The sequence below is a fragment of the Paenibacillus sp. ACRRX genome (assembly GCF_022346885.1).
In the GTDB taxonomy this organism is placed as follows: Bacteria; Bacillota; Bacilli; order Paenibacillales; family Paenibacillaceae; genus Paenibacillus_B.
Genome location: NZ_JAKRNK010000001.1, coordinates 1,085,352 through 1,106,936 on the forward strand (window position 1 = coordinate 1,085,352; position 21,585 = coordinate 1,106,936).

Here is a 21,585-nt window from a genome sequence, read left to right on the forward strand (position 1 = left end):
ATGGCTATTTATAAAGTTGTTAGCCCCGTCATACAAGGCGGGGTTGTTTTGTTATCTGGGATTATTGAGCTAAATGACGAACAAGCTGAACGTCTTGTACAAGCAGGTGCCATTGAAGTTGAACTCGTTCAGGAAGATAAAGAGTTGAATGATATGTCATTGCCAGAGCTAAAAGAATTTGCGAAATTGAATGACATTGACCTAGATGGCGCGACTAAGAAGGAAAACATCTTATTGAAGATTAAATCTATCCAATTATAGAGTGGTGAGATTATGACTCAAATCGAGAAGCTGAAGCTTATGCTTGATATTACTAACAACTCTCAAGATGGCAAACTTCAGTTGCTTTTGGATGATGTTGCATCAGACATACTTACTTGGACTAACCGTAAGATACTGCCTGTTGCACTGGAATCGACGCAGCGGCAGCTTGCTATTATCCGTTTCAACATGCAGGGCGTGGAAGGCCAAACATCTCACAACGAAGGCGGCGTCAGCCGGTCGTTTGACGATCTGCCACCGTCTATCAAACAGCCAATCATCCAACATCGACTAGCAAAGGTGGTGGGCATGGGTGCGACTTAGGCAGCGAGATTTAAAACCGTATGCGGTTAGAGAACGCATAGCGATGAAAGAGCCTGACGGCACAACGTATGAAGGCTGGGACCCGACAACAATCACTATTAAGGCCAATAAGCAGCCAGCAGGCGGTAAAGTGATGGCTGAGATATACAGCGAACGTTTATCCTCAATGCTAACTCTGTATGTAGAGGCTCGATCTCCTGTTATTGAAGAGATCGATGTTGGCATAAATACAGGTAGGGCCTTTGGAATATGCGTTTACCCGACTCCTGATTCATCGCCCGATTACAAGGTTATTGCCGTACGTCCTTGGGGCGCCCATAAGGTTATTGACTTGGAAAAGGTGAAGCCATGACTAGCTTGAGCAATCTTGGCCACCTAGTAGCGAAATTAGATGCATTAGGCGGCAACAGTCAGCGAGCGCTTAAATTGGGCATACAGCAGGCTGCGGCGCAGGTGCAAGGTGATGCTAAGATGCTGGCCCCTTCAAGGGATGGACGCCTGCGGGGGAGTATTCAGGCAAAAGTAAAAGAGCGAGGGGATACAGTGGTGGGTGAGGTATCAACCAACGTTGAGTATGCCGTTTACGTTGAGTTTGGCACAGGACAGCGTGGTGAGGCGTCTCCTTCCCCTCCTAAATCACCGGAGGATGTGCGGTATAGACAAGACTGGGCTGGTATGCAAGCTCAACCGTATCTGTACCCAGCGCTTAAGCAAAATGATACAGTAGTTAAACGACTGATAGGCAAACAGTTACGGAAACAAATACGAGAGTTGGGAGGCCGACGCTAATGTATGACATTAAAGCAAATGTTAATACCTTATTGTCATCTATAACAGGTATTACAGTGTCTGATGCCTACCCAAAAGATTTTAATAAGCTTCCGCACATCTCATTTTACGAGATAGCAAATAGCGATCCCTTGACTATAGCAAACAGTCCGTTGACTGATATAAATATACAAATTGATATTTGGCACAATCGATCGACCGGCCAGCTTGCGAGTGATGTTGATATGAAGATGAATAGCATTGGGTTTCGACGTTCGTTTGCTTCGGATGTACCCGACCCTTCAGGAGTAAAGCATAAAACGATGAGATACAAAGGTGTAGTTGATGCTAGGAATGGTATGGTTTATCAAAAATAAGGGGTGATAGTATGGCAGGTGTATTGTCTAAAGATACTACGTTAAGCTATAAAACAGGTTCTTCTACTTTTAAAGAGCTTGAGCATTTGATGGAAGTACCGGAGTTGGGCGGCGAACCTGAAAAGGTAGAGGTTACTACCTTGAAAGACGGCACGAAAAAGTATATTCCAGGCGTAAGAGATTTGGGGGACCTATCTTTTAAATTTCTGTATGATAACTCTACTGCAGCAAGTAACTACAGGGTGTTACACGGACTCCAGGTAGACGGTAAGGCAGCAACATTCAAGGTGGATTATCCAGACGGCACAGGGCATCAATTCGAGGCATATGTAAACGTCAAGATGGATTCGGCTGCGGTTAATGCAGCAATGACTTTCACGGCGAGTATGAGCCTTCAAAGCGACATCACAGTCACGCATCCAACCACAACGCCATAGCCCTTTTATATCCCCTGTGGTAGTATGTTGGTGTATATTACCACAGGAGGGAAGGACATGAAAAAACTGTCGTTATCGTTACTAGCTTTAGTTTTAGTGCTTTGTTTATCAACTAGTGCATTTGCAGCAGGCAAGCCAAGTCCTATGAAAGTTACCAAAGACGGCATCACTGTTGAGGTTCTAAGTGCGACACTTGAAGAGATCATGGGTGATCGCACAAAGGATAATTTTTCCGACAAGAACGGCGAGTACTTTGCAATAGGAAGTAATATCGTGAAGGCTTCTGATTACCGGAAACTGGCATTAAAGGTTCGTTATTTTAACGACAGAAAGACAGCTATTAGTTTTCCGAGTATGTCGGTTGTTGCATGGACATTAACTTTGCCAAATGGAGTAAAAACAAAACAATTTGATAAATTTGAAAAATTAGTAGGGACAGTCGATTCAAAAAGCAAAGTTGAAGAAACAATATCTATCGTTGTGAAAAAACCAAGTGATAAAGAAAAGCAAAAATACGTTCTAACATATGGGTTACTGAACTACACAGAAGAGTTTAACAAAGTACTAAAGGATTACATGCTTGGAGCAATAACACCCAAAGACTGGGCTAAAAAGTATGAAAAGAAATTCACACCCATTGACATGGTAATTAAGCTACAAATTAAATAATCAGAAAAGCACTCTCATATCGAGGGTGCTTTTCTTTTATCCAAACAACTAAGGAGCTGATTTTTATGTTATACACAACACTTAAAGCTGGGAATCAAGAATATAAATTGCGCTTGACTGCAAAAGCATCTGTTGACATTGAACGTAAACTTGGCAAGTCTGTGCTTGGAGTGTTCGGAGATGGCAACCTGGAGGACATGCCGACTATGGAGACATTAGTTTTAGTCCTGCATGGTTCACTACAAGCCTATGAACATGGGATTTCATTGGATGATGCATATGCCATTTATGATAAATACATCGAAAGTGACGGCTCCTATGCAGGCATGCTCACTGAGCTGGTTGAGGTGCTTAAGGTAAGCGGTTTTTTCAAGGAAGCCAAGGGGATGGAACTGGAAGCTCCAGTGAAGAGAACCAAGGTGAGCAAGTAACAAGCCTGACAGAGTTGTACGAAAAACTGTATCTGCCCGCGATTGAAAACGGGGTGGGTGCAGTTTTTTATTGGGACATGACCTATAAGGAGATCATTGCAGCGATTCAAGGGAATCAGCGCCGAATGAAGTCAGAGTTTCAGATTCATGCCAGCCTTGTACATCGACTTGGAAACCTCTTAGGGCGCGCAGTGAATGATCCTAAAAACTATCCCGATATCAGCAAAGCATTTCCTGGCTTATTTGAAGACGATACAAGCTTGGCAAAGAACACACCTTCTGAGAAGGTACAAAGCCAACAACAAGACTGGCGTCGAATGAAAGCAAATATCGAAGCCTACGCTGCTGAACGCAGAAAGCGAGGTGAGGGAAATAACAATAGAGGAACTTCGAGTCCTGATAACAGGGGAGACGACAAGCTTACGTAGAGAGCTTCGTATCTTACGCAGGCAGCTAAATGATACAGAACGCGACGTCAGAAACTCAACTGCTGCAATAGCGGGAGCATTTCGGAAATTAGCAGGTGTTATCGCTGCGATTGGTTTAGGTGCTGCGTTTGTATCAGCAACTAAAGACGCTATGTCATTTGAAGCGGCGCTACAACAGGTCAACCGAATCATGGGGGCATATGCCAATGAATTTAGGCGATGGTCTAACGAAAGTGCAATTGCTTTCGGGGTTTCGCGCTCTGAAGCTATACGTTATGGAGCGGTATTTGGTAACTTAATCAGCACATTTACAGCAGGTAGCCAAGACATCATGAGATATACCCGCGACCTGATTAAGGCCAGTGCCGTTATATCGGCAGCTACAGGGCGTACCATGGAAGACGTCATGTTTCGTATCCGGTCCGGTTTGCTTGGTAACACCGAAGCAATCGAGGACTTAGGCGTAAACGTTAACGTAGCGATGTTGGAATCGACCGAAGCGTTCAGGCGGTTTGCAAACGGGAAGTCTTGGGCGCAGCTCAGCTTCCAGACTCAGCAGCAAATTCGCTTGTTCGGGGTTATGGAACAGACCGCAAAAAAATACGGTACTGAAGTGGCTAAGAACACAGCATCGGATTTGGGTACTCTCATTGCCTACTTAAAAAACGTCAAACTCTCTCTTGGACAAGCCTTCTTGCCAATTATTAATGTCATACTGCCAACCTTAACATGGTTAGCAGCAGCGTTATCGCAGGTCATGGCTGTCGTAGCTCAATTTTCTGCCGCGCTATTTGGGTATGCTCCAAACCTAAAAGCAACAGTGAATCAAACGGCTGCTGTGACAAATTTGGGTAACGCCTACGACAAAACGGGTAAAAAGGCCAAGGCAGCACAACGGGGCGTTGCAGGGTTTGACGAGATTAATCAATTGGCCGACCCTGCTGCAGGAGGTGGCGATGCTGAAGCGCCAGCAGCGGCTACCCCAGCTATTCCAGAAATACTCGTGCCACAAGTAGACTTAGACACGATCCCGAAGGAAATTCAGGAAATGGCCGAAAAGGTAAAGAGGATACTCGAAAAAATATTCGAACCGTTCCGGAAGTCTTGGGATAAATACGGTCCAGGAGTGACTTCTGAATTTAATAAAGCGGTTGATGGAACTAAAAGAGTCTTGGAGTCTTTAGGTTCAATATTTTCAGGCGTGTGGGATAATGGCGGCGCAAAGTTTTTAGAGAATATCACAAGCTTAGGACTTGAAATAAGCCGGCTGGCGCTTCGTATTTATAATGAGTTTATTTTGCCTGTCGTTGGCTGGTACGTGGATTACCTAAACCCTCAAACCAATTCAGTAACAAAAGCTATGTTGGATGGTATCAACTGGCTACTTGAAAAAATGATCGAGTTTGTATCCTATCTTGCAGGAGATGGATTTGGAGCTGCGCAAATTGCCATAGGTGGTTTGGCTGGAGCATTAATTGGCTTGTCAGTGTATAAAACAATTACGGGTGTAATTGATTTTGTTCATGGGTTATCCAAGTCAATGGGGGCATTTTTGAAGGTCTTAGTTGCCAATCCTATTTTACTAGTTGTTGTAGCTATTGGGGCGCTGATTGGTGCTCTAGTTACAGCATATATGACCAATGAGGATTTTCGTAATACGGTTGATGGGCTCTTTAAGAAATTAAAGGATTTCCTCATTCCTGTGTTTGAGGGTGTTAAGAAGATAGCGCTGGACGTCTGGAATAACGTGTTAGTTCCGTTTGGTGGGTTTCTAGAAAAAGTCTTTGTCGCATCATGGGAAGCCATTGTAAAAGTGGCCAAGTTTCTATGGAAAGAAATATTGGTTCCGTTAGGCGAAGACTTAAAATGGCTGTGGCAGAAGGTAATAGAACCACTAGCGGGTATTTTAGTAGATTCACTGTCCATTGCCTTTAAGACCGTTGCTGATGTAGCAAAAATATTCTGGAATGATGTGCTGGTTCCGCTAGGCGATTTCTTTGTGACTATCTTTTACAAGGCAATTGAGGGCTTGATTGAAATATTAAGTCATTGGTGGAACAAGATTTTTCAGCCGTTTGGTAATTTTCTAAAAGGGATATTCCAGCCAATCATTGAGGGACTAGTTAAAGTTTTTCAGTTTCTTTGGAAAGAAGTCTTCTCGCCAATTGCTAATTATCTGTCAAGTGTGTTTGTTAAAGTATTCGAATCTATGGGTTCTAGTATTAAGACTATTATTGGTGGTCTTAAGAGTATATTTAGTGGACTCATCGACTTTATTACAGGCGTGTTTACAGGCAACTGGTCTAAAGCGTGGGATGGTGTTAAACAGATATTTAAAGGTGTATTTGACAGCCTTTGGGGAATTGTTAAGTTTCCGCTCAACTTGATCATAGACGGCATTAATACAGTTATATCAGGCTTGAATAGAATCAGTTTTAATATGCCTGATGTACTGGGTGGTGCGCACATTGGTATTGAAATACCACACATACCGAAGCTTGCCCGAGGTGGTATTGTTGATTCACCAACATTAGCTATGGTCGGTGAGGCTGGTAAAGAGGCTGTCGTACCGCTTGAAAACACTAGCTTTGTAGATAAGCTTGCTGGTGCTCTTGGATCGGCAGTATTAGCAGCCATGCAAGTTGGCGGCAGCAACCGGAGCAATCAAAACATGGGTGATGTTGTTTTGCAGGTTGACGGTACAACAATTGCGCGTGTCCTTCGACCGTATATGCAGCAGGAGGATCAACGCATAGGTAATACAATCATTCAGACTTACTAAGAGGTGAGCGACATGCTCAAGATTGATGGCGTGGGAATCCCCACGCCTTCTGATTTTCAGGTGGGTATTCAGGATATCAGTAAGGCAGAGCGAAACGCACGAGGCAGCATGATTATTGAGCGTATAGCCACGAAACGTAAGCTTGAAATAGGGTGGCGCTACTTAACGGACCAGCAGCTTAAGCAGTTACTTAATGCCGTGTCACCGGTGTTCTTCCAAGTTGACTATCCCGACCCACAAACCGGAGGGCAGCGACAAGGCACTTTTTACGCTGGTGATCGCACAGTCGGCGCTATGGACTACATCGACAGTAAAATCCGGTGGAAAGAAATTAAGTTTAACGTAATAGAGAGGTGAGCGGATGATACAAACAAGCCAAGCCTATCGCGAGTCTGTATACGCTCCTATACGGCAGACCACGGCGCGTGTCACATTTGATATATCTGACGTCACCGCCGCATCGGATAACGCTGTCACGGTAACGTCGGAGGCTGAGATAAGCCGTAAGGATCAACTTACAGACCAGATGTGGTTACGTCCAGCTTATGCGACATTTGAACCTGACTATTGGCGGCTTGATGGATCAATTGCAATCCCTCCAAAGGCCAGTGAACCAGGCTATGAAACAGGTTGGTATTCGGGCGGCATGAGTGGCGAGGCGGGATTATTTACACCTAATCAGGTAATGGATTTTTCCTTTAGTGAGGACCATTCCAGTATGGGGATTACAATAAGTTTCGACCTGCCGACGAATGAGTGGGCAGAGGAATTTGACATAGATGTGTATGACCGTACTGGAGTTGTAATTAGGCATGTTGAAGCACGGGGCAATGAGCAGGCACGGTATGTAGTAGAAGATCAATTTGCTAATTATCGCAGGATAAGGATTACGTTGCGGAAATGGTGCAAGCCCAATCGCCGCGCCAAGGTTATTGAAGTGTCCTTTGGTGTCATTCGGGTGTACAAGGATGACAAGTTAGTCAAGGCGAACATGGTGGAAGAGCTTAATGCACTTGCAGACGTAGTGCCTGCTAATGAGATCAAATTTACCGTTGATAATAGCAGCAAGGAATTCAACATCTTGAATCCAAAAGGTTTCTACGCATTTCTACAGGAGCAGCAAGTTGTGGCTGCTGAGATCGGCGTTTACACCGCTGATAATGTGGTCGAGTGGATTAACATGGGCATCTACTATTTGACTGACTGGCAGAGCGATGAAGGGGCGCTAACGACGACCTTTACTGCGCGCAATGTCTTTAATCTGTTAGATAAAGGCGATTACATGTCATCTGGAGTAACGTGGACTCTATATGGCCTCGCGGAGAACGTGTTGCAGCGAGCTGGCATTGAGAAATACAGCATCGACAACAGGCTACGTAACATCCCGACAAGCGGGTTCCCAGGAAAAGTATCTTATCGCAAAGCGCTGCAGCTCATTGGTATTGCAGCCAAAGCCGTAGTGTATCAAGATCGAACAGGAGTAATTAACATTAAGGTGTTGGAGCAAGTCAGCCCGATTGACAACGTGACTAGCGACAACATGTATAAGGACCCTCAAATTAAACTGGACAAGTTGGTAAGCAGTGTAGACATTACAACAAGCGTATACAGTGCAGGCAATGAACAGGAAGTATTAAGCACATCTATGACGATCATTGGCACATATGACATTTTTGTCGATTATACCAGCTCAATCTTTGGAGATCCCGATATCGTTGTTAGTGAAAATGCGCAGTTTGTGCTTCTGGAGAGCTATCCAGCAGGAGCCAAGCTGCGTCTGACAGCAAACGGTACTGTAACTATTAGGATCACTGGTACACTGCTTGTGACAGCTAAGACAACTTACAACCTACGTGACGAGTTGTTAGACGGGGGAACTATAAAGGTTGATAACCCATTGATCAACAACCCTGAACAAGCACATAGCGTTGGTTTATGGCTACTGAACGAGTATAAGATGCGGGCATTGTACACGGTTAACTGGCGTCAAAATCCCGCGCTGGAATGCGGGGATATCATACAAATTGAGGATAGCTTTAAAGGGCAGAAACAGAGCCGCATTTCCAAGCAGGAGTTTGAGTACGTGGGATACCTTCAAGGTAAGACAGAGGCAAAAGGAGGGCATTAGATGTCGGTTAGTTTTGGGGTGAAGTCAACAACAAAAGAAGGGGATACACCTAAAGGTCCTTTGCGGGCAGAGGGATCATTAGCCATGTTTCCGGTCGGATCCCAGGACAGGCACTCTCCTTATAATTTTGCTGTCGTAACCGGCCAGCGTGGAGAAGTTCCTGTCACTGAAATATGGATACTCATTAACGCCTGGTACGATTACAAGTCAAAACGATTCAAACGAGTCAATGTTGATAATTTTAGCTTCGGTTGGCAGCTTCAGGGTGGAGGGACCTATCCAGGTGAGGAAGGAATAGGGGACCTGACCAACCAAGGTGTTAACTTGTGGAAGGCTAACGGAAAGGGTGCATATGGTAAGGACGATCCTATGCGGGATCAGACAGGCGAGGATATCGGCGCTCCAGACGGCCAAGGAGGTTGGAGGGAGTACGGCATAATGCTAGGCTGGAATAATGTCTTTATGTGTGACAGCTACGGTGGTATGACGATAGGTGGCAGCGGATTTGAAATTGATGGATCTGGTACATCGCCGTTTTGTCGTTTGTCGCTAGGCAAATTCAGCGGTGGCAGCTCAAACCCAAGCCGGCCAGTCGAAGATTACATGTTCGCTTATAACGGAACTTGTTGGAACACTCAGCACGGCATCTGGAATAAAGACGTAGACAACATCAGCGGGTTTTTCTTCGGGATGCAGGCACCAATAAATTATTACGATCAAGGACCAGTAATGAATCCGTGGTCCAATCGTGCTGACATGAACAACACTAAACTGGTGTGGAAGCACATTCCACCAAGCACACCGCATCATATCGAAAACATTGAAGATATCCTTGAGCTTGACAAGCAGGGCCGCATGAAGCTTAAAGGGCTTGATGTACCTCGCTCCAAAGCCATTACTGTGAAACTTAATGCGGATAATGCAGCTAACGTATTCTTTCCTGACTCTTCATGGAACAAGGAAAATAGCTTTGTCATTAGCGTAAAGGGTATTACTGCCGATGGGACTGTGCAGACAGTGACATCATATGGCGCAACATATCAAGACTTTGGGATGTATCTGGGCATGCCTGCTGGTTATGATCAGGCGGTTGTGCTTCTATCAAAAGTTGGTTAGGAGGCGTATACGTTGGAATTTAAGACATGGACGCCAACCGGCTATTACAACTATCAAGACCTAAACCGTATCGAAGCCAACACCAAGGAAATTGCTGAAGCTTTGCTAAAGTGGGGATACCCTACAGAAATGCAAGGCCACATAATTAACAGAGATAGCAGGCGCATTGAGTTTGCGGACAGTCTCAACCGGCTGGAAAGCAACATTGCTGCGCTTGCGGCTGCGATCTACGTACCGACAGGATGGGAGCCGCCAAAGACTACATGGGCAGCAGGTCACAAGTTTGATTACAAGGATGCCAACCGGCTGGAACGCAACCTTGAACGTCTCGATACATTAACAAATGCAACGATCGGCAGCCTGATATATTGCGGCACCTTTTCGTGTGGAGAGGAAGTGATTTAATGCCTTATGTACCAACAACTTGGAAAGATAGGGTTGTAGACAATCCACGAACGTATGACACAGTTAACAACCCTGATGGCTCCACCACACTTACACCAAAGCCTGGGGCCATTCACGAGGCAGGTACGCCAGTTCATGCGGCAAACATGAATAAAATTGAAAAGGGCATACAACAAGCTCAGTCAGATGTGGAAGATCTAGTAGCAAGGCGTGATAACCCACACGGTGTAACAAAGGCGCAAGTGGGATTAAGCAACGTACCGGATTATGGTCCAGCTTCGCAAACATTAGCAGAAGCTGGTACATCTGACAGTGTATTAATGACGCCGCTGCGAACTCGTCAATATGTAGATACCAAAATACAGAATGACCTTAAATTCAAGATGGAATCAGGCTTCTTGTATTATTTCAATGGATTGGAGTGGAAACGAATGGGCGGCGGCATGATGGTAGCTAGTAACAATGTGCGAGAGACATTTCAGGCTTCTGAAATTTACGGCTCTCAAAACCACAGATTAGTGGGTAAGTTTGCCCCGCCAACAACAGGTGAGATGATAGTAACCGGTCAAATGTGGGGAAGACATCTACAACCAGGATCAAATTGGCTTCGCGGAGGGCTAGTTGCGAATCAGGCAGCAGGAGGGCGTAATGGTGGCGGTACAGCCCCAGGTGGGAACTTAGTCAGCTTTGGTAACACTTATACTCAGGCAAATATAGACTGGCGAACGCCAATTGGCACATACATGGTGCCTTATGCGGGTGTTAAGACGCATATATTTACGGCTGGCGATGATAGTGTTCCTGTTGATACGTGGATCAATTTCGAAACGAGATACCATGTTATAGAACCTACTCCAATCTACTTTTTCCTTGAGGGTTATGTTGACTACATGCATTTGAAAGTCAATAACGTTTCAATAAAATTTGATATTATCTAATACGAGAGGGGGAACAGTATGAAGTATGTTATTTTTTATAATCTAGATGGTTCGCTTATTGGGTACTTACCTACTAAACATGTGGCAGAATCGTATGATGGGCTTGCCTATTTTGTCTTGGATAACCTCCCAGAAATGCTATCAAAGACACCAGAAGATAAAGTTGTATATGTTGATATGATTACCAAAACATTAAAGTTGGCAGAGAAGCCCCTTGAATCTCCAAGGCAGCTTACGGCAGAGGAAGAGATTGCAAAGCTCAAGGAAGAGGTTGCAGCACTTACCGAACTACTGAAGTTACAATTAAAGTAAAAACACAAACGCTACCGATACGGTGAGCGTTATTTTTATGCCCAATGAGGCAGAAGGAGATTGATTATGGAGCGCTGGGAATTGCTAATTAAATGGGGAGCTGCTGCAGTAGGAGGCTTTACATCATTTTTATACGGAGGTTGGAGCTCATTGTTGACAGCATTAGCAGTTATTGTTGCGGTTGATTATATTACTGGATTGGCCGCAGCATACAAGGAGGGAAAGGATAACCCAAACGATGAAACAAAAGGACTTAATAGCGAGGTAGGATTCTGGGGACTCGCTAAAAAATGCCTTATGTTCTTAATTGTCGGGATGGCTCACCACATCGATATTATCTTAGATGTAAATGTATTAATGGTTGGTTCAATCTACTTTTTTATTGCTAATGAAATTATCTCTATCAGTGAAAATTTAGGTCGAGCTGGGATCAGCTTTCCCGACCAGCTCAAAGATGTAATTACAGTATTGAAGGGAAAAGGGGCGGGGAAACAATGAAGATTATCCAAAAAGGGAATAAGTATACAAACTACAGCAGCAGGGACGGACATGTACCATGCTGCATCGTGAATCACATTAGTGCCGGCAGCATGAGCAGCATGGATAACTGGTTCACGAGCAGCGGCAACACAGTATCGTCGGCTCACTACGGAGTGTCCAAAGATGGCCGTATACACCATTATGTTGACATCAAACTCATGGCATGGGCAAACGGAATAACATCAACAGCAACAACTCAAGCGCCTGCTAAGATTGTGCGCGATCATCCAGGAGTCAATCCGAACAAATACACAGTATCGATTGAACATGAGGGCACAGACGGAAATTTGACGGAGGAGCAGTTCGCGGCCAGTGTTTGGCTGCACCGTCACATCCAAGCCGAGATTAAGCGGATATGGAGCAAGGAGCTGCAGCTTGATGATTATCATGTGATCGGGCATTATCAGATAGATCCCATCAGAAAAGCCAACTGCCCAGGGCCAAAGTTTCCATGGTCCCGATTATACAAAGAACTAAAGGGGGAAAATGAAGTGTCAAAGATACCTGTTAAAATTATTGCGGATGGAAAGAGCATACAAAATGGATTGATAATTGAAAATGTGACATATGCACCGGTACGAGTGCTAGCTGAAGTTTTGGGGGCGCAAGTCACATGGGACCAAAAATCTAGCACTGTATTACTCGAATCGCGGCAATTCGGGAAATAAGGGGATATCAATAAGTGAGTAATTTAAATCTGCGTATGGTTATGGCATTGGCAAAGTCTTTAGCAACGAGGATGCAGCAGCCGTCAATTGCCTCTAGTCGAGTAGCTTGCCTGGGGGACTCTGTAACCCAAGGAGATGTTGCTAATGTCAGGAGATATACGACATGGTTGGAGTGGTTAACTAATAATACAGTGATTAACTCAGGCGTAAATGGTAACACAATACAACAAATGCTTGTCCGAGTGGATGTAGACGTTATAGCTCATCGACCTGGTATATGTGTGATCTTCGGCGGTACAAATGATATAAATGCTGGACGTAGCATAGTGGCAATGGCAACGGATATTAAATCAATTACGAGCAAATTACTGGCGGTAAATATAAACCCAATTTTTTGCTCATTGCTACCCAGAAATGATAACGTGGCCTTAATGCCGGCAATATATCGCTTCAATGAGTGGTTGCAGCTTTATTGTCAGCAGCAGGGTTTTATTTTTATTGACCTTTTTAGTGTATTTGCCAACATTGATGGTAGCCCCAAGGATGGTTATTTGCTTGCTGACAAACTACATCCTACAACGACCGGAATGCGCGTTATAGCTGACTGTATTTCTAGGTATATCCCTAAGGCTCGAACATATGATGTTGTCGCTAAAGGCGACATGTCTACGATAGTACCCAATCCGCTGTTTGACTCAGGTACAGATGTTGCTGTTGGATGGGGTAAATACGGAAATGCGGGCTCCTTATTAACTTATAATCGAGATGCAGGATGGCAAAGTGTAATGAAAGGTAAGGGGGGAACAGTTCAGACAGGCGGTTTTCAGGTTAAACTGCCTACATCTCTAGTAGAGAGTAAGACATATCGTGTCGAGATGGTACTAGACTTTATTGCCTCTGTTGAGAGTCAGGTGATGTCTTACTTTCAATTTAAGAATAATGTCGGTGGTGTAGTAGGCGGAGCTATCTATTTTCTTCGTTCTCCGACGTTAAACAGACTTGATACATTGAGGATATTTGCTGATATCTCTGTGCCTACAGGAGCTATTACTACTGAGTGGATAACATTTGCACAATCTACAGATACGTTTACATTACGTATTGCTAATCCGAGGATTACAGAAGTTCTATAGTAGTAATAGTTCTATCGCTCACAATTATTTAATGATAGAAACGAAAAATAATTGCGGTAAATACCACTCAGTTTTTCGTTTACGAATACCTCCAAATAATATAGATTTACAAATGTAGAAACTATAATATTTGGAGGTAATAATTTCCATGAATAAAAAGTTTGTATCTGTTCTTGTAGCAAGCTTTGTGGCAACATCATTGTTTTCTACATCAGTGCTCGCATCAACACCATTAAATGCCCCTAAAGATATTTCACAAAGTTCGGAGAGAATCATTGAGCTGGGTAAAGATGAGTTTTCTGCACGAGTTTTAAAGTCAATGAGTGACATCAGCCCATACATATCTGTTGATTCAAACAAACAATATCATCTAGATCCATCAGCAGAAAAAGTGGTTGGTAAAGAAATTTATGAACATTATTTGCTCGGAGTAAATAAATTAAATATAGTAAATCAACTTACGCCAGCAGCAGTCAACAACGACAAAATCATTAATTATGCATACAGCAATTCATATTGGTGGGGTGTTGCTGTTACGTATGACGATGCAGAGACCAAGAGAATGGTTTATGCACTTCAACAAACAGCTGCGGTAGGGACTTTCCTTGCAGGAGTCGCTGCATTTATTCCAGTTGCCCATTTAGGCTCTATCGTGGCGTTGGCTGAGACATTAGGTGCTACCTGGCTTGCAAATTCTATGTCTTATCACAACAATGGTAGAGGAGTCACAATGAACATTCATTGGTTGATGGTTCCTTATATCGAAATTACTTCAAATTAATTTATTTAATCAACTGGGGAGGTGACGAACATGGCTCTACATTTGACGTCGATTTTGCTCCTCATATTTATTCCGATCGTGTTATTTACTGCGGTAGTGAAAATAATATTTAAGAAAAACACATCTCGAGCAGATAATATTATTTTTGGTGGGGTGCTTGGTTTATTTTTTTTAGTTGTACTTCAGCTTTTGTACTATGGTAATGCCACTCTCCAAAATTTATTACCACTGTTACTCTCCTTAGTCGTCCTAATTCTGATTAAATCAAGATGGAAAAAAGGAACACGTTCATAAATTGTTCTTTTAAAAGAGCCGGCGCTCTTATAGTCGGCTCTTTTTTGTCTATTTATTTAAGTCACTTAACGGGGTATTCTCAATTCCACGCTCAGAAATTATTCTGTTAACTATGTCTTCATGAAACCCCATGAATTTATTTCTATTGGATGCGATTGTGTTGATTACAAATGATCCAATAAAGAGACTGATAGTAATAGCTAATAGGATTGCAATTGGTGAGTCTATGTAATCACCAAGAACTTTTAAGAAAGAGTCGAACAACAGCTTGAATGAGTTTGGCTCTTCTTTACGATCAACTTTATTACTCATTCCAAGGAAGTAATTTGAAATACCAGTAATTGAGAACAAAAGCACAAATGTCATAAATGGAAACATTAGCTTAACGAAAAGATCCGTTATTATATTGACCATTTTAGATTGATACATATAGCTTCTTACTAAAAATTTTTGAATGACGATTTCTCTGTCACTGCATTTTGAATATGCGTTGTAGGTGTTAATGTATTTACCACGTGGACTAATTTTTTTTCCTGTATTTATATAGTATTTAATAGGTAGTAAGACATATCTTTTATCGTCAAGAAACTGACTTATTTCTCGACCTATAATAATCCCGATAGGTCCGATTATTAAGATGAAATAAAGATAATGCATTGAAAGCTCCTTTCATATATTCACTGCATTTTAAACATAGATGATTCACGATCATAATAGATTCACCGGAACTATTCCGTACCTTAATGGAACGTGGAGAATATTTTAATACAACTCCTGCATCAACGAAGCAATATACTCCTGCACTATCCTCTTGCCAGACTTCGATGTTGGCTTGAAAGAAGGCAGCAGCTAAGAATTCAATATCTGCGTTTAACATGCGGTTCATAGTGACAACTCCTTGTGGTGAGTATGTGGATTGTATTCGACAATGGTGAGTGATTTCCTTCACGTTGAATGTACTATTAAAAATGAATGATATTCCACAGTTACCCCAAATGATAGACGTTATTACTAAATAAGGACGTATTGAAATCGATCGGAGCGCCGATAAAAAAGAGAACCATAGGGGCTGCGATCAGGGGCTCTTATAGTTGTGGAGTAAAGGTCGTTATGATATAATAGAACATGTGTTCCTATTGTAAATCCGTTCATAATCAGGGAGTATGTAACTATATTACATGTCGAAAAATACCTGATAATTGGGACGGAGGACGGATTGTGTCTAGAAGATTTCATTATTTCAATGTATTCATTACCAAGAATGGAAATGCTACAACATTGCAGTTTTCTGATTTTATTGAGCAAGTACTTTTGATTAATTGGGCCAATAGAATTAGAAAAATAAATCTACATCCAACTTCTTTATTTGAAGTCGCTGTTCCTGTAGTTGATCAAACTTGTCGAGTTGCTGCAATTGGAAAGTACAGACAACAGGTGAAACCATATATTGGCGACATTAATACTGATACTGCGAAAATGATTAATAACGATATTATTGAAATGGTAACTTTGGTAGTAGCTCCAATGACAAGAACTGTGCTTGTAGAGTTTAATTTCTATGGTTGTAAAGTAAAGGATATAGAAGCATACTTTAATTCTTTTTTCGCAACAAATGATCAAAATGAACAATGGGGAGTTATTTTTACTCCTGTGAATTCTGATAGGAGTATAGAAAATATACGAGCTTCTAATGATATTAGAGACGTAAGCTTAAAGATGAATACGAGCATTAGTAGTTTTGAAAAGTTGTTAGCCACATCACAAGAGCCCAATCGAAGAAATACATTGTTTGGAAAATTACTAAACCTTATCAAGGATATTGAAGAAAATACCGATGCTCCTATTGTTAACCTATCGTTCGGAAAGGGAAGGAAAAGAAAGATTGATTTAGATGCAGGGGAAATCTTGAAACTAATTGAATTATTGGATATAGATAATAATGAATCTGTTCAATCATGCCGTGTGGAATATAAAAATATTTCCACAGGTAAGTATGAGCCTTTGGAGTTGAAAAACGTAGGTATCCGAAGCGACGTAATTCTAGAGAATGATAATGGAAATCCCGGTTGGGATTTTGTGGGCGATAAAATTCTTGAAAAATATATTGAGAAAAAACGGCCTGGGAGTGCTTCGCGACTTGATGGTAAGATATCTTATGTTAAGGCAAAATTACCAGATTTGATAGAAGAACCGAGAGAAGAACATGCAGTACCAGTACAAGAAGGACAAAGGCGAGATCTTCAAGAGGATAATCTGTTAGCCCTGCATGACTAAATTGTAATGGGGGTTGTACAAAATAAAATGAAGAAGGATACTGATTGGATCGATATAATAGGATGGGTAATAGAGAAGGGCGCCATAAGATTTTTATGTTGTACATATAGTCTAGTCTTTCTTATAAATAAATTATTGCTTAATATGCACTTAGGTTCACACTCAATTGATAAATTTCTTCTGGTTAACTATGAGATGTTAATCGAACCCAACATTGGAACAATCACTACCATAGCTGCTGTTTTTGTTGGTATTTACGTCACTGTACTTTCAGTTTTAGGGAGTATAAAAGCGAATTCATTAATTGCTTTATTGAAGGGTAATGATTTAAGTGAACTTTTTAAATTTATTAGAACGGGAATGATTTCATCTTTTTTTATTATTTTTTACTCTTTGTTTGCAGTGGCCGTACCAAGTAAGTTTACTCAAGCTTTTATATTCTTTCTTTTAATAATTTGTATGCTCTTAACTGCGCTTCGATTTGGAGTTAACATACTGATCATCTATAGTCACGACTTGAAGGAACTTGCGGGTAATCTTGATAAAGAAAAGGAGGCCATTGAGAAACAAAATTATCTGATGATTAGACTAGAAGAGTTCTTAGAACAACAAGAAATTGAGAGACTTAAAAATTCCTCTCTAAAGAAACAAAAAGTAATCAATTTAAATAACAAATCTGAGAATTAATAGTCAGTTCTTTTACAATTTCAGAGTTCTCAGTAGGACTATTACAGCCGATATTATAGACCTAATAAAGAGCCGCAGGGATTATCCTGCGGCTCTTTATTGTTATTGAACTAAGCGTAAATGTCCATAGTTCTTAACGTATAGATTCTTAAACTCAGAGGTGTTTAACGCAAGGGCGTTGCTCATATCTTGAACAGAATATTTTAGATCATCCTGATATATTTTAACAACATCATCAAGAAGAGATGGTTTCTCAATCGGAGGAGCAAGTTCCGGTGGTTCAGTAGTTCTATAACCTAATTTACCCATTTGCATCCAATAATACCTTGTTTGTCTTTCGTTAACATAACCTAGATCTGATGCTTTTTTAAGCATTGATCCCATTGATGTTTTCCAGTATGGCTTAATTGAGGCCAGCTTCTGGATAGAAATATCTTTTAACATAGGCGCGATATCCTTTGTTGGCATCAGAAACTCAGAAGAGAATCTATCTGCCTGTTCTTCAATGTCCTCTCCATCAGAAGGAAGGTTTCTATGAAGTACCAAGTGACCTAACTCATGACAAAGCGTAAATCGAATTCTATCCATAGGTCTGTCATAATTAACAAAGATCAAAGGCGGAGATCCTGGCGGCCATAAGGAGATCCCATCAATGTTTGCTTTCTCAAAATCGAAAGGAACGATTATTGCACCTGCTTCTTCTATCAAATCAACAACGTTATCAATCGGTCCCTTGGGTACCATCCATGCTGCTCTAACAATTTGAGCAATTGTTTCAATATTGCCATCATGTTCGTCGGGATCAATATTAGGAACGTTTATATCGCCGATATCAATGGATTTGAGTAGTGTGTCAATTTCCATCCTTCGTATTTCGAGTTTGGCATAGATTTTATTAAGCAACTTTTGTGAAACGGATTGGCGCTTTCTATGAAAGTACTCACTAATACCAACCCCATAGATGCGATCATTCCGCATAAAAAATGATTCAGGGTAATTAAGAGTTGAAGACAATTTTTCTACATCGTCTGCAGCTAAAGGAATTAGCCCGTTTTCTAATTTAGACAACTTACCTTGGGAAATTCCTGAAAAATCTGCAAGCTCTTTCTGTCCTAAACCTCTAGATTCACGTGCAAGTACAACCATTTTGTTATTAAAGGTATCTTCACTTTTAACTGTTCTCATTTACTACATCACCAACATTTTTGTTTTTAGGCTGAGGCCTTCTTCTACGCTGTCTGGTTGTTGCTTCTTGGGTGAATGCAATTTGTTGAACATTATTCATCTCAGATTCAGTTATATTCCACTCCCACAAGTTGTGATTGCCGTGCCTGTATGTGATATGGATACTTTCAATACCGGTGCGCAACGCATTAATACAATATCCAACATGAAGCAAACCATCTGGAGGCATATCTGGAAGTTCTAATTGTTCAATTTCTTGATAATTTAATTTAATAAGTTGCTGTGTGCTAATTCCATGACCAAGTCTATTTTGATCAAACATTTTAAAGCGCAATACAACTCTTTCCTCAATAACAAGTAAAAACAACTTGTTTTTATAAATAAATCTGGTTTTAGGTACTCCATCAAAACAATCTTTTATACAGTCTACCACTAGATCATGGCAATTTGACGCGTCAGACCTTTTGGATAGTTTGTTTCGAAATAGAGCTAACTCCGGCCCAGAAAAGTAACGATTAACGGGTTCAAGAATTGAGCTTCTCAATTTAGATAGATAAGGCCTTAGAATTGTTTGGGCTTCACCCTGTGTAATTGACGGCATAGAAGAGTCCCTTTCTTTGTTATTTATAATATGCATCTTAACAAATATCATTGTCAAAATCAATGAAAAATATTCCTAAAATATTCTTCAGTGGATTTCTGGTTGAGTTCGCCTTGGAGTTGAGCCTTAATCTAGCTTAAGACTGTAGTTCTTTGTTGAGGTGTTGTTATGAGCGAGTGGTATGTACAAATAAATGAAACAATGCATCACCTCAATATAACCAAACTTTAGCATTGAGGTGATACATTGACGATGAGATTTCAAACACTCATAAGCTCAAGCTTGCCATTTGTCTTATTAAATGCAAATGTGTACACGGCTGCAATTGCATCGCCTTTAATGTACCTGGCGCCGGCCTTACAATGCGGGCAGTCTCGATCCACCCAAGGTACAAGGTAAAAGCCTTTGCTGCAGCAGCCACATAATACATGCTGGACGATTATTTCCATATGGTCAACTCCTTATTTCATTCTCCACCTTGAAATTTATTTTCTATTCCGGAATGCGATAACCAACGCGACAAGACTCACTACCAGGGCAGCTATACTGAATGACCAAGTAATATATTCCATAGCTTGTCCTTCCTCCTGTATTGTTTTGAGGGGAGGGCATATGATAAGATTGGGGGAGTAAGGGGTGGTGCTACACCCCTTACCAAAAAGGTACTAACGTTTGCGCTGCCTGCGCCGTTTAGTGCCTCTTTTCTTTTTACGGCTTGCCTTATGTAGCATCATGGCTGTGATCAATTGTACGACTGCCGTAAAAAGCTGTACCCAATCCTTCATGCCCTCACCTCCATTACGTGATTGACACCAAAATCGTGTCATTCGCACTCATAATATAACATGACACTATTTTGGTGTCAACGATTATTTGACACTTTTTTGGAGTCGTTATATATTGGTGTCAGAGGTGAGACAAGTGAAGAGAATTAAATCAAATTTAAAACCTCTTGCAGATGCTCGGGGGTTAAGTGTTCGTCAAATTGCACGTGATATTGACTATCGATTCGAATCTGTACGACAACTATATAATGACGAATCAAGGCAATTCCCTCGTGATTTACTGGACAAGGTGTGTAACTACTTCCATTGTGATATAAGCGAGTTATTGGTTTTAACTGAATATGAAATTGAACAAAAAGAGCCGCAGGAATAATCCTCGGCTCTTTTGTATACTATTCGTTTAGCATCTGACGGCAATCTAGGCTTTAGTTATTAGATAAGGGGTTATGGATCTAGTTACAGAAGTGTCATTAAAAACACTAATCACCCATTGATTGATCTGTCTAGGATAGCTTTCAATCGCAAAGGCTTTTTGAAAATTTGCGATAGACCATCCACCACTAACAACTTTCCTATTGCCACTGTTTATTGTGATTTCAAGAAAAGAGTTCGGTTCGATCTGCACATCAGTAAATACCAGTCGTCGGAAACCACCTCCGAGATTATCTGTAGACTTTAGATCAAAATTAGGTCGCAGAGCAACAGTTTTTTTCTTTTTTAAGCGTCTATTTTTTAAATTGGGTACCAACGATTTTCTAATCATTTATTATCCTCCTTAGTTCAACTAACTTAATTAAATGCTCCTACTTATTAAATAGTGTGGTTGGGTGTCATGGCTGCAGGTTAATTAAGCTGTTGACTATTTCTGCGGTTTTTTTGTTGAGAGGTAAAAATTTCGTTTGATAATAGAACGTACATTCGCATATAATACTCATTGACAGAACAGATGTTCTATTTAGGGGTGATTGGTGTGTTTGAAAAGTATATTGGGCAGACCGTCGAAATCATTTACGAGGATCAACGAGGTAATATCACACAACGCAATATCTTAATTCGGAGCATTAAAAACGGATCTGTTTATGCAATATATCTAAAATCTAAAGCCTGTTTCTCGTCCGAAATCGATTTATCTCCTACTAAAACCAAAAAGCTGTAAGGTTTTGAAGTGAGGGACTTTTCGACCGAATACGTTAAATAAAGATTTCATAAAAAACATAAGACATAACTTGATTGATTCCTAAGTATGATATATGGTATATCG

General features: G+C 41.3%; 29 protein-coding genes. 24 read left to right on the top strand and 5 right to left on the bottom strand.

The window, feature by feature from the left end; all coding sequences use genetic code 11:
- The 21 genes from MH117_RS05040 (at position 1) to MH117_RS05140 (ending at position 14,792) form a co-directional block, all read left to right on the top strand.
- Positions 1–261, top strand: coding sequence for a hypothetical protein (locus MH117_RS05040; RefSeq protein WP_239327538.1), 261 nt, complete (start codon positions 1–3; stop codon positions 259–261).
- A 12-nt stretch (positions 262–273) separates the two neighbouring features.
- A complete protein-coding gene (locus MH117_RS05045; protein ID WP_239327539.1) occupies positions 274–585 on the top strand; it encodes a phage head-tail connector protein in 312 nt (103 codons plus the stop codon).
- Positions 575–937: a hypothetical protein gene (locus MH117_RS05050; RefSeq protein WP_239327540.1), complete on the top strand. Its 363-nt coding sequence runs from the start codon at positions 575–577 to the stop codon at positions 935–937. Before MH117_RS05045 ends, MH117_RS05050 begins: the two co-directional genes overlap by 11 nt.
- Positions 934–1,374, top strand: coding sequence for an HK97-gp10 family putative phage morphogenesis protein (locus MH117_RS05055; protein WP_239327541.1), 441 nt, complete (start codon positions 934–936; stop codon positions 1,372–1,374). Before MH117_RS05050 ends, MH117_RS05055 begins: the two co-directional genes overlap by 4 nt.
- Positions 1,374–1,730 carry a hypothetical protein gene (locus tag MH117_RS05060; RefSeq protein ID WP_239327542.1) on the top strand — a complete coding sequence of 119 codons (357 nt, stop codon included), beginning with the start codon at positions 1,374–1,376 and terminating at the stop codon, positions 1,728–1,730. The genes MH117_RS05055 and MH117_RS05060 overlap by 1 nt, the downstream gene beginning before the upstream one ends.
- Before the next feature lie 11 nt (positions 1,731–1,741).
- Positions 1,742–2,167 carry a phage tail tube protein gene (locus tag MH117_RS05065; protein WP_239327543.1) on the top strand — a complete coding sequence of 142 codons (426 nt, stop codon included), beginning with the start codon at positions 1,742–1,744 and terminating at the stop codon, positions 2,165–2,167.
- Between the two features lie 57 nt (positions 2,168–2,224).
- Positions 2,225–2,836, top strand: a complete 612-nt coding sequence (locus tag MH117_RS05070) for a hypothetical protein (protein WP_239327544.1) — start codon at positions 2,225–2,227, stop codon at positions 2,834–2,836.
- A 65-nt stretch (positions 2,837–2,901) separates the two neighbouring features.
- Positions 2,902–3,267 carry a DUF6096 family protein gene (locus MH117_RS05075; RefSeq protein ID WP_239327545.1) on the top strand — a complete coding sequence of 122 codons (366 nt, stop codon included), beginning with the start codon at positions 2,902–2,904 and terminating at the stop codon, positions 3,265–3,267.
- A gap of 14 nt (positions 3,268–3,281) precedes the next feature.
- Positions 3,282–3,695, top strand: a complete 414-nt coding sequence (locus MH117_RS05080) for a hypothetical protein (protein ID WP_239327546.1) — start codon at positions 3,282–3,284, stop codon at positions 3,693–3,695.
- The gene (locus MH117_RS05085; protein ID WP_239327547.1) at positions 3,631–6,477 is read left to right on the top strand and encodes a hypothetical protein; all 2,847 of its coding nucleotides are present in this window, start codon (positions 3,631–3,633) and stop codon (positions 6,475–6,477) included. The genes MH117_RS05080 and MH117_RS05085 overlap by 65 nt, the downstream gene beginning before the upstream one ends.
- A gap of 12 nt (positions 6,478–6,489) precedes the next feature.
- Entirely contained in the window at positions 6,490–6,834 is a 345-nt protein-coding gene (locus tag MH117_RS05090; RefSeq protein WP_239327548.1) for a DUF6711 family protein, read from the top strand.
- Positions 6,835–6,838: 4 nt separating this feature from the next.
- Positions 6,839–8,605 carry a hypothetical protein gene (locus MH117_RS05095; protein ID WP_239327549.1) on the top strand — a complete coding sequence of 589 codons (1,767 nt, stop codon included), beginning with the start codon at positions 6,839–6,841 and terminating at the stop codon, positions 8,603–8,605.
- On the top strand, positions 8,606–9,721 hold the full coding sequence (locus MH117_RS05100) for a hypothetical protein (RefSeq protein WP_239327550.1): 1,116 nt from the start codon (positions 8,606–8,608) through the stop codon (positions 9,719–9,721). It begins immediately after the preceding gene.
- Between the two features lie 12 nt (positions 9,722–9,733).
- Positions 9,734–10,126, top strand: a complete 393-nt coding sequence (locus tag MH117_RS05105) for a hypothetical protein (RefSeq protein ID WP_239327551.1) — start codon at positions 9,734–9,736, stop codon at positions 10,124–10,126.
- Entirely contained in the window at positions 10,126–11,064 is a 939-nt protein-coding gene (locus MH117_RS05110) for a hypothetical protein (RefSeq protein WP_239327552.1), read from the top strand. Before MH117_RS05105 ends, MH117_RS05110 begins: the two co-directional genes overlap by 1 nt.
- A gap of 18 nt (positions 11,065–11,082) precedes the next feature.
- Entirely contained in the window at positions 11,083–11,376 is a 294-nt protein-coding gene (locus MH117_RS05115) for a hypothetical protein (protein ID WP_239327553.1), read from the top strand.
- Between the two features lie 66 nt (positions 11,377–11,442).
- Positions 11,443–11,874, top strand: coding sequence for a phage holin family protein (locus MH117_RS05120; protein WP_239327554.1), 432 nt, complete (start codon positions 11,443–11,445; stop codon positions 11,872–11,874).
- Complete coding sequence (locus MH117_RS05125; protein WP_239327555.1) at positions 11,871–12,584, top strand: N-acetylmuramoyl-L-alanine amidase; 714 nt, start codon at positions 11,871–11,873, stop codon at positions 12,582–12,584. Before MH117_RS05120 ends, MH117_RS05125 begins: the two co-directional genes overlap by 4 nt.
- Positions 12,585–12,598: 14 nt before the next feature.
- On the top strand, positions 12,599–13,717 hold the full coding sequence (locus tag MH117_RS05130; protein WP_239327556.1) for a GDSL-type esterase/lipase family protein: 1,119 nt from the start codon (positions 12,599–12,601) through the stop codon (positions 13,715–13,717).
- 148 nt (positions 13,718–13,865) lie between these two features.
- The gene (locus MH117_RS05135; protein ID WP_239327557.1) at positions 13,866–14,498 is read left to right on the top strand and encodes a hypothetical protein; all 633 of its coding nucleotides are present in this window, start codon (positions 13,866–13,868) and stop codon (positions 14,496–14,498) included.
- 30 nt (positions 14,499–14,528) lie between these two features.
- Positions 14,529–14,792 carry a hypothetical protein gene (locus tag MH117_RS05140; RefSeq protein ID WP_239327558.1) on the top strand — a complete coding sequence of 88 codons (264 nt, stop codon included), beginning with the start codon at positions 14,529–14,531 and terminating at the stop codon, positions 14,790–14,792.
- A 48-nt stretch (positions 14,793–14,840) separates the two neighbouring features.
- On the opposite strand, the gene MH117_RS05145 is transcribed toward MH117_RS05140, so the two are convergent.
- Complete coding sequence (locus MH117_RS05145) at positions 14,841–15,449, bottom strand: hypothetical protein (RefSeq protein WP_239327559.1); 609 nt, start codon at positions 15,447–15,449, stop codon at positions 14,841–14,843.
- Positions 15,450–16,010: 561 nt separating this feature from the next.
- On the opposite strand from MH117_RS05145, the gene MH117_RS05150 reads away from it, so the two are divergent.
- On the top strand, positions 16,011–17,066 hold the full coding sequence (locus tag MH117_RS05150; protein WP_239327560.1) for a DUF6731 family protein: 1,056 nt from the start codon (positions 16,011–16,013) through the stop codon (positions 17,064–17,066).
- 6 nt (positions 17,067–17,072) lie between these two features.
- A complete protein-coding gene (locus MH117_RS05155; RefSeq protein ID WP_239327561.1) occupies positions 17,073–17,753 on the top strand; it encodes a hypothetical protein in 681 nt (226 codons plus the stop codon).
- Between the two features lie 102 nt (positions 17,754–17,855).
- Here the strand turns inward: MH117_RS05155 and MH117_RS05160 are convergent, their stop codons facing one another.
- The 3 genes from MH117_RS05160 to MH117_RS05170 form a co-directional block, all read right to left on the bottom strand.
- Positions 17,856–18,938, bottom strand: coding sequence for an XRE family transcriptional regulator (locus MH117_RS05160; protein WP_239327562.1), 1,083 nt, complete (start codon positions 18,936–18,938; stop codon positions 17,856–17,858).
- Positions 18,925–19,371 carry a hypothetical protein gene (locus tag MH117_RS05165; protein ID WP_239327563.1) on the bottom strand — a complete coding sequence of 149 codons (447 nt, stop codon included), beginning with the start codon at positions 19,369–19,371 and terminating at the stop codon, positions 18,925–18,927. The genes MH117_RS05160 and MH117_RS05165 overlap by 14 nt, the downstream gene beginning before the upstream one ends.
- Positions 19,372–19,799: 428 nt before the next feature.
- Positions 19,800–19,988 carry a hypothetical protein gene (locus tag MH117_RS05170; RefSeq protein ID WP_239327564.1) on the bottom strand — a complete coding sequence of 63 codons (189 nt, stop codon included), beginning with the start codon at positions 19,986–19,988 and terminating at the stop codon, positions 19,800–19,802.
- Between the two features lie 472 nt (positions 19,989–20,460).
- Here MH117_RS05170 and MH117_RS05175 point away from each other — a divergent pair, with 472 nt between their 5' ends.
- Positions 20,461–20,697: a helix-turn-helix domain-containing protein gene (locus MH117_RS05175; protein ID WP_239327565.1), complete on the top strand. Its 237-nt coding sequence runs from the start codon at positions 20,461–20,463 to the stop codon at positions 20,695–20,697.
- A gap of 45 nt (positions 20,698–20,742) precedes the next feature.
- Here the strand turns inward: MH117_RS05175 and MH117_RS05180 are convergent, their stop codons facing one another.
- Positions 20,743–21,087 (bottom strand): hypothetical protein, encoded by a 345-nt coding sequence (locus MH117_RS05180; protein WP_239327566.1) that lies wholly within the window; start codon positions 21,085–21,087, stop codon positions 20,743–20,745.
- Between the last annotated feature and the right edge of the window lie 498 nt (positions 21,088–21,585).

Excerpts from the sequence above, each read along its gene's own strand:
- MH117_RS05040 (WP_239327538.1), top strand. The coding sequence starts at position 1 with ATGGCTATTTATAAAGTTGTTAGCCCCGTCATACAAGGCGGGGTTGTT.
- MH117_RS05045 (WP_239327539.1), top strand. The coding sequence starts at position 274 with ATGACTCAAATCGAGAAGCTGAAGCTTATGCTTGATATTACTAACAAC.
- MH117_RS05055 (WP_239327541.1), top strand. The coding sequence starts at position 934 with ATGACTAGCTTGAGCAATCTTGGCCACCTAGTAGCGAAATTAGATGCA.
- MH117_RS05060 (WP_239327542.1), top strand. The coding sequence starts at position 1,374 with ATGTATGACATTAAAGCAAATGTTAATACCTTATTGTCATCTATAACA.
- MH117_RS05065 (WP_239327543.1), top strand. The coding sequence starts at position 1,742 with ATGGCAGGTGTATTGTCTAAAGATACTACGTTAAGCTATAAAACAGGT.
- MH117_RS05070 (WP_239327544.1), top strand. The coding sequence starts at position 2,225 with ATGAAAAAACTGTCGTTATCGTTACTAGCTTTAGTTTTAGTGCTTTGT.
- MH117_RS05075 (WP_239327545.1), top strand. The coding sequence starts at position 2,902 with ATGTTATACACAACACTTAAAGCTGGGAATCAAGAATATAAATTGCGC.
- MH117_RS05090 (WP_239327548.1), top strand. The coding sequence starts at position 6,490 with ATGCTCAAGATTGATGGCGTGGGAATCCCCACGCCTTCTGATTTTCAG.
- MH117_RS05095 (WP_239327549.1), top strand. The coding sequence starts at position 6,839 with ATGATACAAACAAGCCAAGCCTATCGCGAGTCTGTATACGCTCCTATA.
- MH117_RS05100 (WP_239327550.1), top strand. The coding sequence starts at position 8,606 with ATGTCGGTTAGTTTTGGGGTGAAGTCAACAACAAAAGAAGGGGATACA.
- MH117_RS05110 (WP_239327552.1), top strand. The coding sequence starts at position 10,126 with ATGCCTTATGTACCAACAACTTGGAAAGATAGGGTTGTAGACAATCCA.
- MH117_RS05115 (WP_239327553.1), top strand. The coding sequence starts at position 11,083 with ATGAAGTATGTTATTTTTTATAATCTAGATGGTTCGCTTATTGGGTAC.
- MH117_RS05120 (WP_239327554.1), top strand. The coding sequence starts at position 11,443 with ATGGAGCGCTGGGAATTGCTAATTAAATGGGGAGCTGCTGCAGTAGGA.
- MH117_RS05125 (WP_239327555.1), top strand. The coding sequence starts at position 11,871 with ATGAAGATTATCCAAAAAGGGAATAAGTATACAAACTACAGCAGCAGG.
- MH117_RS05135 (WP_239327557.1), top strand. The coding sequence starts at position 13,866 with ATGAATAAAAAGTTTGTATCTGTTCTTGTAGCAAGCTTTGTGGCAACA.
- MH117_RS05140 (WP_239327558.1), top strand. The coding sequence starts at position 14,529 with ATGGCTCTACATTTGACGTCGATTTTGCTCCTCATATTTATTCCGATC.
- MH117_RS05145 (WP_239327559.1), bottom strand. The coding sequence starts at position 15,449 with ATGCATTATCTTTATTTCATCTTAATAATCGGACCTATCGGGATTATT.
- MH117_RS05155 (WP_239327561.1), top strand. The coding sequence starts at position 17,073 with ATGGGGGTTGTACAAAATAAAATGAAGAAGGATACTGATTGGATCGAT.
- MH117_RS05160 (WP_239327562.1), bottom strand. The coding sequence starts at position 18,938 with ATGAGAACAGTTAAAAGTGAAGATACCTTTAATAACAAAATGGTTGTA.
- MH117_RS05170 (WP_239327564.1), bottom strand. The coding sequence starts at position 19,988 with ATGGAAATAATCGTCCAGCATGTATTATGTGGCTGCTGCAGCAAAGGC.
- MH117_RS05180 (WP_239327566.1), bottom strand. The coding sequence starts at position 21,087 with ATGATTAGAAAATCGTTGGTACCCAATTTAAAAAATAGACGCTTAAAA.